The organism is Butyrivibrio sp. TB (assembly GCF_900110805.1).
Lineage (GTDB): Bacteria > Bacillota > Clostridia > Lachnospirales > Lachnospiraceae > Butyrivibrio > Butyrivibrio fibrisolvens_C.
On sequence record NZ_FOER01000008.1, the window covers coordinates 30,330 to 45,925 of the forward strand.

Here is a 15,596-nt window from a genome sequence, read left to right on the forward strand (position 1 = left end):
AGCTTAATTGTGAATTTTATCAATGGGCCTATTTGACTACTAAATCATTACCAGATCAGATTCATTCTTCGTTAAAATCTATATCTTCTATGTTATTGCCTGTCATACGGATAGCTTCGATGATATCATCTTCTGTAAGGTCAGTTTCTGCAGCAAGTTCTTCTACTGTTACGCTTCTTCTAAGCTCTTTGGCAAGTTCTGCTGCTTTGTCAGCAACCTTCTGAACGTGTTTGACAGCCTTTTGGCCTCTGGCATCTTCATCAAGATTATCAGATATAAGCTCTTCCATCGCATCCATCATCATCTTGGTAAGGAAGCTTTCAGCCTCTTCAGGTTTCTCTATGGCATCAAGCATTGTGACGCCGGATGTAAGTACCAGATTGCCCTCACCTATAAGATCTTCGATATATACGCCCTGTTCGGCATACATCTTGGCAACATCGGGAACTGTAGGAAGATAGATCTCTATAAGCCTGTTTTGTGCTGATTTATCTCCTGACATTGCAGATATTGTAATACCAATCTTCTCACTATCCGTTACTTCCGGAAGTTCTGATAAGGATTCGATATAATCTTTAAGATAGTTGTGTTCTTCTTCTGTAAGGAATTCTTCAGGATCAGCCGGTGTTCCTATACCAATTCCATGTTTCTTAAGATAATCATATACAAGTGTAAGCTGATCATCAGATAGTGAAAGCTTATCAAAAGCTTCTTTTACCTGCTCCTTAGAAACAATACCTTTCTGCTGTCTTCCAAGATTAGTAACATCCGCAAGTAATGCGGCAAATTCTTTTTCTTTATCCATATATCAATATTTCCTATTCTGTGTATGATTAATTTTCTAACTCAAACTTTATATTTGAGCATGCAATATATTTGGTAAAAAGTCTTCGTTATCAGCTCAAAACGAAATATATCAGTAAATCGTGCAAATGCGATCATTTCTCAACATGAACATGAGTAAAGAGGTGATCCTGACAATACTCATAGGCTCCTTTACACTTGGAGCAGTATCTGAACTCAAGGTTTGGATCATCAATCTCTGTACGTCCGCATACGGCGCACTTATGATGTGCAGATCCTGGAGCTGTCATGCGCTGAGCCTTTTTAGCATTTTCAACATTATGTCTGAATTCTGTTCTTCTTCTTACTTCTGAAGGTCTGTATCTTCCGGCCTTTCTCCTAAGTCTGCTGGAACGGTCTCCAAAAAAGAAAATAACAAACGGAATGAGTGAAGCTATAAGTACTATGATACCTGCTATGATACCGCATCCGCCTATCCATCCTGTCATAAATCCATACTGCGCAAAAGCTCTTATCAAAGTTACAATAGACATTACAAATTTATATCCATAAAGAGCTGCATATGCAATACCAAGCCACTTCATCTGAATCGGGATGATGAACATAAGAAGTACAGTCGCATCTGGGAATGTTGCAGCATATGCAAAAAAGATAGACATCGTAATATAATAAGGAATTGTGCAGCTTCCGACAGCTGTGCCTATAAGCTGCAGAATCTGAGAGAATGTCTCACTTTCTGCACCTAATGAAAGTCCATATAAAGCATATGCTCCATAGAGGACAAAACCTGCAATGATAGTGATAATAAATCCAAGGAACAGATAAAGATTGTATTTAAAATCTCCCCAGGCGCTTTCCATGGTTCTGCCGATTGGCATATAGAAAAGCAGGATAGAGATCGCATACAAAAGAAAATTATCCTGAAGAGGTATAAGAATCCATGTTACAAGTCTCCAGATCTGTCCATGAAGGATCATGTATGGATTGAAGCTGATATAATTATCAACAAATAACGGATCTGCCTGGCTTCCCATAAGACATACCATATATCCTATGGCATAAACGATCATAAGTTTGATCGTAAGATCTCTGATGGCATATCTGCCAAATTTTCTTTCAAGTTTATTGAACATAATGACCTCTTAAATATTCATGTATTTATCGCCAAAAATCCATAGAAAATACAAGCCAAAAAACAAGTGTTCATATTTACATATGTGCGATAATAGAACTTAATGTGGCAATATTAAGCGCAGTCGGTAAGTACTTACATCCCACTGCGCTTCTTTATCCTTGATTTTAGCATTTATTGTTTTTTCTGTAAATGAATAGCGCAAATATTTCTCAAACACTTTATAGTTTTTTAACTTGGATTTTTTAACTATAGTAAAGTAGCACATTGAAAAAATACCGGTCATGTTTTATAATCACTAAGAATGTTTTTAGGGATTTCCTTTTAATAAGAAATTATAGTTGAATATGAAATTACAATTATGTGGCAGCATCAAGATTAACGCTAGTGTACTGACTAGGGACGCTGCCGCCGTTTTTTGTTAAGAGACGATGTGTAATATTACAGTTATCTTCGGCTTTTTGGTAATTTCATTCGGAGGTTTAGATGATTTCAAAAGACTACACACTTGGCATTGACGTTGGATCTACAACTGTAAAGGTTGCACTTCTTGATCCGGAACATGAACTAATTTTTGCTGATTATAAGAGACATTACGCCAATATACGTGAGACTCTTGCCGAGCTCGTCAAAGAGGCTCAGGCCAAAGTTGGCAACGTTAGAATTCATCCTGTGATAACAGGTTCAGGCGGTCTTAATCTGGCCAAGCATCTTGAAGTTCCATTTGTACAGGAAGTTGTTGCTGTATCTACAGCGCTTAAAGAAATTGCTCCTAAAACTGATGTTGCTATAGAACTTGGCGGTGAAGATGCCAAGATCATATATTTTGAAGACGGCAATGTTGAACAGCGTATGAACGGTATCTGCGCAGGCGGTACAGGTTCATTTATAGACCAGATGGCATCTCTTCTTCAGACTGATGCGGCCGGTCTTAATGAGTATGCCAAAAATTACAATTCTCTGTATACTATCGCTGCAAGATGTGGTGTATTTGCAAAAACTGATATCCAACCTCTTATCAATGACGGTGCTACTAAGGAAGACCTTGCTGCATCTATATACCAGGCAGTTGTCAATCAGACTATCTCAGGTCTTGCCTGCGGTAAGCCTATAAGAGGTCATGTTGCATTCCTTGGTGGTCCTCTTCACTTCCAGTCAGAACTTAAAAATGCTTTTATCAGGACTTTAAAGCTTGATGATGAGCATACTATAGATGTGGACAATTCTCACCTTTTTGCTGCTATGGGTAGTGCTATGAATGCCGAGGAAGCTATTTCTTATGATATGAATGAGATGGTTTCCAGACTTTCCAAAAAGATCCATATGGAGTTTGAAGTTGCCAGAATGGAGCCTCTTTTCCCTACTCAGGAAGATTATGATGCTTTCAAGAAGCGTCAGGATCAGTACAAGGTCAAGACTTCACTTCTTGACAATTATAGGGGCAATGCATTCCTTGGAATAGATGCAGGATCTACAACTACCAAGTGTGCTCTTGTATCAGAAAACGGTGATCTTCTGTATTCATTCTATTCAAGCAATAACGGCTCTCCTTTGCAGACTGCCATTAACTCTTTGCAGGAGATATATAAGCTGATGCCGGAAGGCGTACGTATAGCCCGCTCCTGTTCTACAGGTTACGGCGAGTCTCTCATGAAGTCAGCATTCCAGCTTGACGATGGTGAAGTTGAGACTATCGCTCATTATAATGCTGCTGCATTCTTCGATCCCAAAGTCGATTGTATCCTTGATATCGGCGGTCAGGATATGAAATGCATCCGTATCAAGAACAAGGCTGTTGATTCAGTTCAGCTCAACGAAGCTTGTTCTTCAGGCTGCGGCTCATTTATAGAGACTTTTGCCAAGTCTCTTAATTACAGCGTTCAGGATTTTGCCAAAGAAGCTCTTTTTGCTAAGCATCCTATCGATCTTGGTACCCGCTGTACTGTATTTATGAACTCTAAAGTTAAGCAGGCTCAGAAGGAGGGTGCCGGTGTAGATGACATCTCTGCAGGTCTTGCATATTCTGTAATCAAGAATGCTCTTTTCAAGGTTATCAAGGTGTCTGATGCCAAGGAACTTGGAAGTAACATCGTAGTTCAGGGTGGAACCTTCTACAACGATGCGGTTCTTCGTGCATTCGAAAAGATAGCCGGAGCAGAGGTTATCCGTCCTGATATCGCAGGTATCATGGGCGCTTTTGGTGCTGCTCTTATCGCAAGAAACAGATTCATGCAGAATCCTTCTTACGAGACATCAATGCTCACAATAGATCAGATTAACAGCCTTGAGTACTCTACATCTATGGCTACCTGCCAGGGATGTACCAATCACTGCCGCCTTACAGTCAACAAGTTCACAGGCGGAAGACAGCACATCTCAGGCAACCGCTGTGAGAGAGGTCTTGGCAAGGTCAAGAACGCTGATGGAGTTCCTAACCTTTTTGATTGGAAATATAAGAGAGTATTCGGCTACAAGCCACTTCCTGATAGCGAAGTAACAAGAGGTACTGTAGGAATCCCGAGAGTTCTTAACATGTATGAGAACTATCCTTTCTGGCATACCTTCTTTACTAAACTTGGCTACAAGGTAGTATTGTCTCCAAGATCATCACATCAGATCTATGAGATGGGTATAGAATCTATACCTTCAGAATCCGAGTGTTATCCTGCCAAAATCAGCCATGGTCATGTAGAATGGCTGATACACAAGGGAGTTGACTTCATCTTCTATCCAGGAATTTTCTATGAGCGAGAAGAAGTAAAGGGGGCTACCAACCACTACAACTGCCCTATTGTTACATCATATTCTGAGAATATCAAAAATAACGTTGAAGCTATCACATCAGGTAAAGCGCGCCTTCGCAATCCTTTCATGGCCTTTACCTCTCTTGATACTATACTTCATTCTCTTTATAAGGAATTCACAGAGATTCCTAAAAAAGAGCTTGCTGAAGCAGCAAAGCTTGCATGGGATGAACTTTCAAAGTGCCGTGAAGATGTTAAGAAAAAAGGTGAAGAAACCCTTAAATGGATGGAAGAAAATCATCGCCATGGTATAGTCCTTGCCGGTCGTCCATATCATATAGATCCTGAGATCAACCATGGTATACCTGATATGATCTGTTCTTACGGAGTAGCCGTACTTACAGAAGATTCTATCTCACATCTTGGAGCTCCTGAAAGGCCTCTTATCGTATCAGACCAGTGGATGTATCACTCAAGACTTTATGCAGCAGCAGCTTACGTACGTACACGTGATGATCTCGACCTTATCCAGCTCAACTCTTTTGGATGCGGTCTTGATGCTGTTACCACAGATCAGGTTGCAGATATTCTGAACGGATCTGACAAGATCTATACATGTCTTAAGATCGATGAAGTTAACAACCTCGGTGCTGCAAGGATCCGTGTAAGATCACTTCTTGCTGCTATCCGTGTACGTGAAGAAGAAGGCAAGCATGCTACAGTTCGTGACTGTGCTAACCACAGAGTTCTCTTCACCAAAGAGATGAAGGATGAAGGATATACTCTCCTGTGTCCTCAGATGTCACCTATACACTTCGATATATTAGAGAGCGCTCTTCGTGCCTGTGGTTATAACCTTATTGTCATGCAAAATGACAATATGCATGCCATAGATATGGGTCTTAAGTATGTTAATAATGATGCATGCTACCCTTCTCTTTGGGTTGTAGGTCAGATCATGGATGAACTTCATTCCGGCAAATATGATCTTAACAAGACAGCAGTTGTAATGTCTCAGACAGGCGGCGGATGCCGTGCAACCAACTATGTGGGATTCATCAGAAGAGCTCTGAAAAAGGCCGGAATGGAACAGATACCTGTTATATCCTTCAACCTATCCAAGCTCGAATCCAATCCAGGATTCAAGATAGACTTTGAGATGCTCAAGCGTGCTGCATACGGTGCTGTATTCGGAGATATCATGATGAGATGTATCTACAGAATGCGTCCTTATGAGAAGGTCAAGGGTTCTGTTGAAAAAGTTCATCAAAAGTGGCTTACAAGATGCAGAGAATTTGTATCTAAAAAGAATATAAATGTTACAACTGATATGGTTAAATTCCAGAAGATGTGTCGTCTGATGGTTGAAGATTTTGATAACATCGAGATCACAGATGAAGTTAAGCCAAGGGTTGGTATCGTAGGTGAGATTCTTGTCAAGTTCGCTCCTGCTGCTAACAATCATCTTGTAGATCTTCTCGAAGCAGAAGGCGCAGAAGCTGTAGTTCCGGATCTTCTGGACTTCATGCTCTACTGTTTCTACAACCAGATATACAAGGCTGAATATCTTGGAACCAGCAAAAAGACTGCTAAGGCAATGAAAGTAGCCATCTGGGCTCTTGAAAAGCTTCGAGGCGGAGCAACAAAAGCACTTAAAGCTTCCAAACATTTTGAGGCTCCAACAAGTATCTACAAGCTTGTAGAATATGCTAAGCCTATCGTAGATATCGGTAATCAGACAGGTGAGGGATGGTTCCTTACAGGTGAGATGATCGAGCTTATCACAGAAGGCGTTGGCAATATCGTCTGCACACAGCCATTTGGATGTCTACCAAACCACGTTGTAGGTAAGGGCGTTATTAAAGAGCTTAGAAGACATTATCCGGGATCTAATATAGTTGCAATCGATTATGATCCGGGTGCTTCTGAAGTCAATCAGCTCAACAGGATCAAGCTCATGCTCTCTACTGCTAACAGGAAGCTTGCTGACAAGAAGACTAAGGAAAACAATACTGAACATGATGAGAAAGTTGCGATCTAATCATTAAACTGATCCGAAATGATAATTCAATTGATGGTTCGATTTATGATCAATCTTATGATCTAAATTTAGGCTAATGCATAATATTTAGATCCGGTCACACATAACATCAATATAAAAAGGTTCTGCCGCATATAATAAGCAAGCGGTAGAACCTTTGTTATTGTAACCATATGTCAGCTAATTAAAATCCTCTATATTAGCTGCTCAGCTATTAGAACTATCTGACCTTTTTGATCAAGCTTTCTGGTTAAGTTTTTCAATATTATCAGCCTGACGCTCAATTGCAAAATCTGTAGAACGAAGCTGCATCTGAACCTTCAGTATCTGTTTATGTATATCATCACTCTTGTTATAGAACTCCAAGACTTTTTCATCACTGACTTTAAGGTGTTTTTCTGCAATTGCACCAGGAAGTACAAACTTCTTTACCACTTTACCGAATTTGACTTCGATATATTTTCCGTCCTGAGAAGAAATTTTTCCTTCTCCAAACTTTTCATGCTCGACTTTTAAGCCCTTGGCGCTCATCTCACCAAGCTCTTCTGACTGTTTGTTAAGAGAATCAAGAACTTCTACATATTCATCGCGCTGTCTGTGAAGCTCTTTCATCTGGCGATCAGCCTCTTCTAAAAGTTCCCTTGTCTTTTTGGTTTTCTTTCTTGCTTTAACTTCCTTCTTTTCTACCTGTTCCTCCTCAAGATTGAGAGCCATAATATAATCTCCTTTCAGGGCCTGTTTGTGGGCTATGAAATATTATTTACTGAGTATCAAAAAGTACAAACACCATATATATATTTTAAAACTTTCATGGGTGTTTTTCAAATATATTTTTACGGTATTTCGATAACCCATTCAAAAAAGACTGCCTCCAAAGACAGTCTTTCTCATAACAACTATATCTATTCTTATTTACCATTATCAGTTTTTTCTGTCAGTGCCTTTGATGCCTTGACAATGTTATCAGCATCGAGTATCTGTCCCCACTTATATGGAGTTGCCTGATATACGTAATAGTTAAGCCAGTTAGAATACAAGAGGTTGCAATGCGCTCTCCAAGTAAGCCTTGGTTTATTATTCGGATTATCATCCGGATAATAGTTTCTTGGAAGCGGAGTTCCTAGCCCCTTCTTGGCATCACGCTTATACTCACTATCAAGTGTGAAGCGGTCGTATTCTGCATGTCCGAAGCTGAAGATCTGTCTTCCATCCTTGGTCATGCAGAGCATTGCTCCTGCTTCATAAGACTCTGCCAGTACTACAAGCTTATTGCACTTGTGAATATCATCGATCGGTACTGAGGTATATCTGCTATGAGGAATGTAGAATACGTCATCAAATCCTCTAATAAGCGGAACCTTCCTGTTGAGCACTTTGTGAGCATAGATTCCAAATAGCTTTTGAGGAAGCTGTATCTTCTTAAGACCAAAGTGATAATAGCAGGCAGCCTGCGCCCCCCAGCAGATATGAAAAGTTGATGTCACATGTTTCTTGGTCCATTCAAAAATCTGGCACAGCTCATCCCAGTAATCAACCTCTTCAAACTCCATCTTCTCAACAGGTGCACCTGTTATGATCATTCCGTCATAATGGTTGTCCTTTAATTCATCAAAGGTATTATAAAAGCTGTTTAGATGTGTTGTAGAGGTGTGTCCGGCTTCGTGTGTACTTACTCTCATAAATGTAACATCTATCTGAAGAGGAGTATTAGAAAGAGCCCTAAGAAGCTGAAGCTCAGTATCTTCCTTAAGCGGCATAAGATTAAGAATACATATGGACAGGGGTCTGATATCCTGATGCATGGCCCTGTTCTCATCTACTACGAATATATTCTCTTTCTCAAGCTGCTCTCTGGCAGGAAGATCGTTCTGAATCTTAATAGGCATAACCTTATATCTCCATTCTGATATTACTTTTAATTTTAAAATGCTTATGACAGATCCTGTACCTTTTAAATTACTACTTAAAAAAGCGCTGCTGTCTTATGGCACTTTAGCAATAGTATTACAGCAATTATATATGAAAGTTTTTAATACCGCATATATTTTTTTGCTATACCTTCATTAACTCTGAACTTTTGATAAAAACTCTTCTTCAGTTATGATCGGAATTCCAAGTTCTTTGGCCTTCTTGTTCTTGCCTGAATTAGAAGCAATATCATTATTGATAAGTGCGAAAGTTTTCTTGGATACGCTTCCAGATACGCTTCCACCATGGCTTTCGATAAATGCTACCATAGCGTCTCTGTTGGCAAACTTTTCAAGACTTCCGGTTATAACATATGTCTGACCTGCAAGTTCACTTGAAGATTCTACAACTTCCATATCAAAAGTAAGACCATATTCTTTAAGTCTTTCAAGAAGTCTTATATTAGAATCTTTATGGAAAAAGTCATGGATGCAAAGTGCTGTAGTCTCTCCCACATCCTGAACTTCAACAAGCTGATCAACTCTCGCGTGCATAAGGTCGTCTATACTGTTAAAAGCTTTCATTATTGTCTTAGACGATGTTTTTCCTACATTTGGTATAGAAAGTCCTGTAAGCAGTCTGAAAGGTTCATTGGACTTAGAAGCTTCTATCGCATTAAGAACGTTATCAGTGCCCTTTTCTTTGCCTATAAGACCTTTTTCAATAAGTTCCTGCCTATAGTCCTTGAGTAGATATATATCAGCTATATCATGAAGGTAGCCGTTCTCTATAAGGGTTCTGATATACTCTTCACCAAAACCTTTTATATCCATGGCGTCACGACCTACAAAGTTGATGATACGCCTTTCAAGCTTGGCAGGACAGTCATCATTAGTGCAGATCATATCCGCTGTATCAGGCTCTCTTACAACCTTGCCACCGCATACAGGGCAGACATCAGGAATCTTGAATGTCACAGAATCAGCAGGATTCTTAGAAGCTACCACGCTTCTTATCTTAGGAATGATCTCGCCTGACTTATATACAAGAACTGTTCTTCCGATACCAATACCTAGATTGTCGATAAAGTCCTGGTTGTGAAGAGTAGCTCTTGAAACTGTAGTACCACAAAGTCTGACTTCAGAAAATACCGCTGTAGGATTAACTCTTCCTGTCATACCAACTGACAGCTCTATATCTTTGATAACAGCTTCCTTCTCTTCCGGAGGATACTTATATGCAATATGACCACTTGAATACTTGGAGCCTGCCGGAAAATCGTCTCTATAGGCTATCTGATCGATTTTAATTACAGCGCCGTCTATATCATACGGGAGAGATCCTCTTGACTCTCCTATAGCATCAATCTGTGCAAGGATCTCATCATCTGTTACGCAGACTGCAGATGGGACAACAGCCATCTTAAGAGCCTTCATCTTCTCAAGGCCTTCAGAATGAGAAGCTATCTGCGGATCAGATCTTTGTATATTAAAAATAAACATAGAAAGGCCACGTTCTCTTACCATTCCGCTATCAAGCTGTCTCAGAGTACCCGCAGCACAGTTTCTGGGATTAGCAAAAGTCTTCTTGCCATGAGCTTCCTGAATCCTGTTGGTCTTGTCGAAATCCTCATGACTCATATATACTTCGCCACGCACTTCAAGCGAATTAAACTCAGAGGATATACTTCTTACAACATCCGGTATAACAATGGCATTGGAAGTAACATCTTCACCAATAAGGCCATCTCCTCTGGTTTCTGCAAGTGTAAGCTTACCATTTTCATAACGGATACTCATAGAAAGTCCGTCTATCTTGTGCTCTACGCAAAAGCGCACATCAGGGTGCATAGCTCTTACGTCGTGAACCCATTCAAGTACTTCTTCTTTGGAGAAGACATCCTGAATAGAGAGCATAGGAACATCATGCTCAACTGTAACACCTGCAGTTCTCTTGACAGAACCACCTATGATCCTTGTAGGTGAATCCTTAGATATAAGCTCAGGATGCTCTTTTTCAACAGCTTTAAGCTGAAGCATAAGCTGATCATATTCATAATCGCTTATTTCCGGAGCATCCTGATTATAGTAACGATCCATGTGATACTTAATAGTCTCACACAGTTTATTGTATTCTTGTATTAAATTAGTCTCTCCCAACGGTTAGTCCTCTCTTATCAATATCCAATGAAATAAAGGCCCATATCCCTGGCCAACATTCAATAAATATATCTTTTATTCTATAATTTTGTACTGCATCTAACACAGGTTAATTAGATGCAGTATCTTTCCTAAGTCCGCACTTTGAATAAAGCGTTGTAAGCTCTCTTCCTGTAACTTCCCTAAGTTCTCCAGGCTTCATGCTGCCAAGCTCAATATTTAATACTCTGATACGCATAAGTTCTCTTACATTATAGCCAAGAGCCTTACACATACGTCTGATCTGTCTGTTAAGGCCCTGAGTAAGGATGATCCTGAATGAATTTCTTCCGGTCTTAACGACCTTGCATCTTTTTGTAGTAACATCAAGATCTTCAATGTATACTCCACCAGCCATCTGACGCAGAAAAGCGCCATTAACTTCCTTATCAACCCTTACAACATATTCTTTCTCATGATTGTTGGATGACTTCATCATTCTATTGATGAGTTCTCCATCATTGGATAAAATAAGCAGTCCGCTTGAATTAGCATCCAATCGTCCTGCGTAGTTGACCTTGACAGGAGTTTTGATCTCTGTAGCAACTGTACGCTGCGCATGAGCATCGCGCTGAGTACATACAACTCCTTCAGGCTTATAATATGCATATACCTTGGTATCTGTAACTAGCTTTATTCTCTTGCCATCAATTTTTACTACATCTCCGGGATTAACCTTGGTACCTGCCAGAGCAGGCTGACCATTAACAGATACTCGTCCCTCTTCGATGATCTTATCTGCATCTCTGCGAGAGCAAATTCCGCACTGTGCAATATATTTGTTAAGCCTTACCTGTTCGCTCTCGTCCTTGTGACTCATATAAATCTCCATTCAAAACTATTTTCAGTTTGAATCTAACAGATTCAAAAAATATCCAAGAGATTCAAACTGAATATTAAACTGTAAAGTTTCTGAGTGTATCAACCGCCTTGGTCTTAATGATAACCTCATAACTCTCTTCAACATTAGCAATATAGATAGGACTGCTTGTAATATATGTTCCGAACTCATAAGCCATAGTAAATACAGAAGCAAAGTGAACAACACTATCTGTACCCTTTTCAAAATGCATATAATACAGATCGTCCTTAAGATTCTTGTAAAGACTGGTCTGCATTCTGATCCTGCCTTTAATAAGGTGTGAAAACCTTATTACATCTGCCATATTCTTAAAAGAAAATACAAAACCGGTTGATTCAAGTCTTCCAAGAGCAAAAGAATTACGTTTTCTTTTGCCTTCACGAATCTGTGATAATCTTCCACCGGCATTCTTGATATCAGATCCTTTTTTAGAATATGTATTATTTATAATATCATTCTTCTCATCATTTACTTCGTGAAGGTGCTGAAGATATTCATTGATACGCTCGATTCTCTCAGGCTCAGGAGCATCTCCCAGCTCTTCAAGGAAGTTCTTAGGGAATCTGATTCCTGCATCTTTAGTAAGCTTTTCAAGAAGATCCTGAATCGTACCATCCGGATCCTCGCTAAGAGTGATGGATATACGCTTATCAGGAGTTACTGTCACCTGCATAGGCATCATTGCACCATCAATAGGTTTAAAGTCAACCTCTTCTTCAGCTTTCTCTATAATTTCACGAAGAAAGTCCATAGCCTCTTTTTTCTTAGTAAGAAGATCTTGCAGGCCAATACCATATTCTTCAAGATCCTCCTCGGATATTATGCACTCAACACGTGTATCATCAACGCGATTAAACTTCATAAAATACCTGCCGTCCCCTGCGGCCTATAACCTTTCAATAATCTAACTTATAATGCTTATATAAATCAAAAACTTTTAAACAGTATATCATAACACACATCTTATTTGAACAAAGAAGTATTAATCTTCTATAAAGCCAATTGAAAGTATTACTTTATAAGCTAAATACATATCCTATCAAACCACATATTATAGCTGTATATATTATCAAAAAAGTTTCAATCTTCTCGAATATTACCAATAACCTTATATAAAAGTCTGTAAAGCTCCTTAGCTTCATCAGATGTAAGTTTAACACATGAGCCTATATTCTCAGGAATAAAAAGAGCTTCATCTCTAAGTTTCTCACCCGCAGGTGTTATAGTCACTTCAAGATTTCTCTCATCAGCAGCATTTCGCTCCCTGTTAATAAAACCTTTTGATTCAAGTTTTTTCAGTACAGGAGTAAGTGTACCGGAATCCAGGAAAAGACATTTTCCGAGAGTTTTAACATTAACTTTCTTCTTTTCCCACAGAACCATCATTGTAATGTATTGAGTATAAGTCAGATCAATCTTGTCCAAGAAAGGTTTATAAGACCTTACTATTTCCTTTGAGCAAGCATAAAGTGGAAAACATAACTGGTTTTCAAGTTTTAATGCTTCATATTTTTTTTCTTCAGACATTATTTTGACTTCCTTTTTCTATTTTTGAGTTTGTTTTCTATCCATTCACACAGCATTGTAAGGTAACGCATACACGGCTCTGTAGCAATTACAAAGAGTACAAAGAGCATTATGCACTCTTTAGAAACATACGTAATTGCGAACAGGTCACTAAATACGACCGCTGCAAATATCATACCTATAATACACCCTAATATGACTCTTGTGCGGAATTTATTCATAGGTGAACTGATATTAATAAGTATCATAAAACCGACAATCGTCATAACGAATGTAGCCGCTACCGAAATATCCTCTGTTGATACACCAAAAGTCTCACCGAATAAGACTAGAGCTGCTATTGCCAGAAAATCTGTAATCGCAGCAGGAAGTGCCTTCATAAGGACATGTACCATAAAAGATCCGGAGCTTTTCTTTGTATTATCTTCCAACGCAAAGAAGAAGGCAGGTATTCCTATGTTAAACATGCTAATAAATGTAACCTGAGATGCCTGAAGCGGATAAGTCATCAGGCTCACAATAGCAAATATCGATAATAATAACGAAAAGATATTCTTAACAAGGAACAATGTAGCGGATCTTGTAATATTATTGATATCTCTTCTGCCTTCAGATACAATCTGCTTCATATGAGAGAAGTCAGAGTCCAGAAGGACTACCTGAGCTGCCTGCATAGCTGCTTCGGAACCGGCCGCCATAGCTATAGAGCAGTCTGCATCTTTCATGGCTAGAATATCATTAACACCGTCACCTGTCATTGCCACCTTGTGTCCGGCCTTTTGAAGTGCCTTTACAAGTTTCTGCTTCTGTTCTGGCTGTACACGACCAAATACAGTGTACTTTACAGCCGCTTCACTAAGCTTCTCATCGTCAAGAGAACGAACATCCACATATTTCTCGGCACCCTGTATCCCGGCCTGTCTTGCAACTTCCGAGACTGTCACAGGATTATCACCAGATATAACTTTTACTTCTACGCTTTGCTTCTTAAAATAAGCAAAGGTTTCTGCAGCATTCTCACGAAGGGGATTCTGCAGTAGGACAAACATCACAGGAGTTACCTTACCGCCAGCTGTACCATTTTCAGGGACAGGGACACTGCTTTCATTTTCACTATACTCAGCAAAAACAATTACGCGAAGTCCCTTGCAGGCATATTCATTTACAAGACCTTTGTATTTGTCATAATCTTTTTGAAGGATAATGTCAGGAGCACCAAGAACATATGTCTTATCATTGAACTGTACACCTGAATACTTCCTTACAGATGAAAAAGGCAGATTAGATACACAATCTCCTGAGCCCATAGACGGAAAATAGTCTGCCAGCGCCTTCATGGTCATATTATCATCAGGAAGCGCTTCTATGTACTCAGACATACGAATACGATCACCGGTCTGTTCCTGTTCACTTCTGCCCTCTGCAGGTATAATGTCACAGACAAGCATCGAGTTATCTGTAATAGTACCGGTTTTATCAACACAGAGAATATCTACTCTGGCAAGTGTCTCTGTACTCTTCATATCATGAAGCATAACCTGATTCATACCAAGTCTTACTGCACTCATGGCAAGAGCCAGACTCACAAGAAGGTACATACCCTCAGGGATCATTCCAATAACAGCAGCCACCATGGAAACTATACTTTCGCTAAAATCATTGCCTAGCGAAAGGCTCTGCCACACAAGTGTGATACCAACAGGAATAATGGCAATACCAGAAAAGATGACTATCCTGTTAATGGATTTGATCATCTCAGATTGCTCGCCACCTTCCATCTTCTTGGCTTTCAAGGTCAGCTGTGAGATATAGGACTTCTCACCCACTCTGATAAGACGGGCATAGCAAAGTCCGTTCACAACAAAGCTACCACTCATCAGCTCACTGTCGACCTTTTTGTTGATCTCATCAGCTTCACCGGTAAGCAGCGCCTCATTAACATTGACTTCTCCGGATATAACAACCGCATCAGCAGGAATCTGATTCCCACTTCTTAGTACGATAACATCATCTATTACAAGATTCTGTATCGGAACTGTGATCTCTTCACCATCTCTTATAACCTGGCATGTGGGAGCATTCAAGACAGAAAGGTTATCGAGAACCTTTTTAGCTTTAAGCTCCTGAAAAATACCGATCAGAGTATTGGCAATAACAACCGGCAAAAAAGTCAATGACCTATACGAGCCGGCGATTATAAGTAAAACCGCCAGCACCGTAAAGATCAAGTTAAAGTATGTAAATATATTTTCTCTTAAGATATCCTTCGTAGACTTCTGAGCATTATCTATCTGTGTATTGCCATAGCCTCGAATATATCTGTCCTGCGCCTGTTGCGCAGTAAGTCCTGTCATAAATAGCCTTTCAGGCAAGTAAAATC

10 protein-coding genes are annotated in these 15,596 nt (G+C 39.6%); 1 reads left to right on the forward strand and 9 read right to left on the reverse strand.

Features of this window, described 5'->3' with window-relative positions:
* Positions 1 to 61: 61 nt before the first annotated feature.
* Together BMX21_RS06885 and BMX21_RS06890 are read right to left on the reverse strand one after the other, a co-directional pair.
* Positions 62 to 805 (reverse strand): sigma-70 domain-containing protein, encoded by a 744-nt coding sequence (locus BMX21_RS06885; RefSeq protein ID WP_092042707.1) that lies wholly within the window; start codon positions 803 to 805, stop codon positions 62 to 64.
* A gap of 133 nt (positions 806 to 938) precedes the next feature.
* Positions 939 to 1,937, reverse strand: coding sequence for a zinc finger MYND domain-containing protein (locus BMX21_RS06890; RefSeq protein WP_022752826.1), 999 nt, complete (start codon positions 1,935 to 1,937; stop codon positions 939 to 941).
* Between the two features lie 485 nt (positions 1,938 to 2,422).
* On the opposite strand from BMX21_RS06890, the gene BMX21_RS06895 reads away from it, so the two are divergent.
* Positions 2,423 to 6,721: a 2-hydroxyacyl-CoA dehydratase gene (locus tag BMX21_RS06895; RefSeq protein ID WP_092042710.1), complete on the forward strand. Its 4,299-nt coding sequence runs from the start codon at positions 2,423 to 2,425 to the stop codon at positions 6,719 to 6,721.
* A gap of 237 nt (positions 6,722 to 6,958) precedes the next feature.
* Here the strand turns inward: BMX21_RS06895 and BMX21_RS06900 are convergent, their stop codons facing one another.
* From BMX21_RS06900 to BMX21_RS06930, 7 genes are all read right to left on the reverse strand, one after another.
* Positions 6,959 to 7,435, reverse strand: a complete 477-nt coding sequence (locus BMX21_RS06900; RefSeq protein WP_022752828.1) for a hypothetical protein — start codon at positions 7,433 to 7,435, stop codon at positions 6,959 to 6,961.
* Between the two features lie 194 nt (positions 7,436 to 7,629).
* Positions 7,630 to 8,607: a homoserine O-acetyltransferase MetA gene (gene metA / locus BMX21_RS06905; protein ID WP_022752829.1), complete on the reverse strand. Its 978-nt coding sequence runs from the start codon at positions 8,605 to 8,607 to the stop codon at positions 7,630 to 7,632.
* A 177-nt stretch (positions 8,608 to 8,784) separates the two neighbouring features.
* Positions 8,785 to 10,788, reverse strand: coding sequence for an NAD-dependent DNA ligase LigA (gene ligA, locus BMX21_RS06910; protein WP_278304251.1), 2,004 nt, complete (start codon positions 10,786 to 10,788; stop codon positions 8,785 to 8,787).
* 109 nt (positions 10,789 to 10,897) lie between these two features.
* Entirely contained in the window at positions 10,898 to 11,647 is a 750-nt protein-coding gene (locus BMX21_RS06915; RefSeq protein WP_022752831.1) for a pseudouridine synthase, read from the reverse strand.
* Positions 11,648 to 11,723: 76 nt separating this feature from the next.
* On the reverse strand, positions 11,724 to 12,551 hold the full coding sequence (locus BMX21_RS06920; protein WP_027204215.1) for an adaptor protein MecA: 828 nt from the start codon (positions 12,549 to 12,551) through the stop codon (positions 11,724 to 11,726).
* Positions 12,552 to 12,769: 218 nt separating this feature from the next.
* A complete protein-coding gene (locus BMX21_RS06925) occupies positions 12,770 to 13,216 on the reverse strand; it encodes a MarR family winged helix-turn-helix transcriptional regulator (protein ID WP_022752833.1) in 447 nt (148 codons plus the stop codon).
* Positions 13,216 to 15,570, reverse strand: coding sequence for a cation-translocating P-type ATPase (locus BMX21_RS06930; protein ID WP_022752834.1), 2,355 nt, complete (start codon positions 15,568 to 15,570; stop codon positions 13,216 to 13,218). Before BMX21_RS06930 ends, BMX21_RS06925 begins: the two co-directional genes overlap by 1 nt.
* Positions 15,571 to 15,596: the final 26 nt, after the last annotated feature.

Excerpts from the sequence above, each read along its gene's own strand:
- BMX21_RS06900 (WP_022752828.1), bottom strand. The coding sequence starts at position 7,435 with ATGGCTCTCAATCTTGAGGAGGAACAGGTAGAAAAGAAGGAAGTTAAA.
- BMX21_RS06925 (WP_022752833.1), bottom strand. The coding sequence starts at position 13,216 with ATGTCTGAAGAAAAAAAATATGAAGCATTAAAACTTGAAAACCAGTTA.
- metA (WP_022752829.1), bottom strand. The coding sequence starts at position 8,607 with ATGCCTATTAAGATTCAGAACGATCTTCCTGCCAGAGAGCAGCTTGAG.
- BMX21_RS06895 (WP_092042710.1), top strand. The coding sequence starts at position 2,423 with ATGATTTCAAAAGACTACACACTTGGCATTGACGTTGGATCTACAACT.
- BMX21_RS06930 (WP_022752834.1), bottom strand. The coding sequence starts at position 15,570 with ATGACAGGACTTACTGCGCAACAGGCGCAGGACAGATATATTCGAGGC.
- BMX21_RS06890 (WP_022752826.1), bottom strand. The coding sequence starts at position 1,937 with ATGTTCAATAAACTTGAAAGAAAATTTGGCAGATATGCCATCAGAGAT.
- BMX21_RS06920 (WP_027204215.1), bottom strand. The coding sequence starts at position 12,551 with ATGAAGTTTAATCGCGTTGATGATACACGTGTTGAGTGCATAATATCC.
- BMX21_RS06885 (WP_092042707.1), bottom strand. The coding sequence starts at position 805 with ATGGATAAAGAAAAAGAATTTGCCGCATTACTTGCGGATGTTACTAAT.
- BMX21_RS06915 (WP_022752831.1), bottom strand. The coding sequence starts at position 11,647 with ATGAGTCACAAGGACGAGAGCGAACAGGTAAGGCTTAACAAATATATT.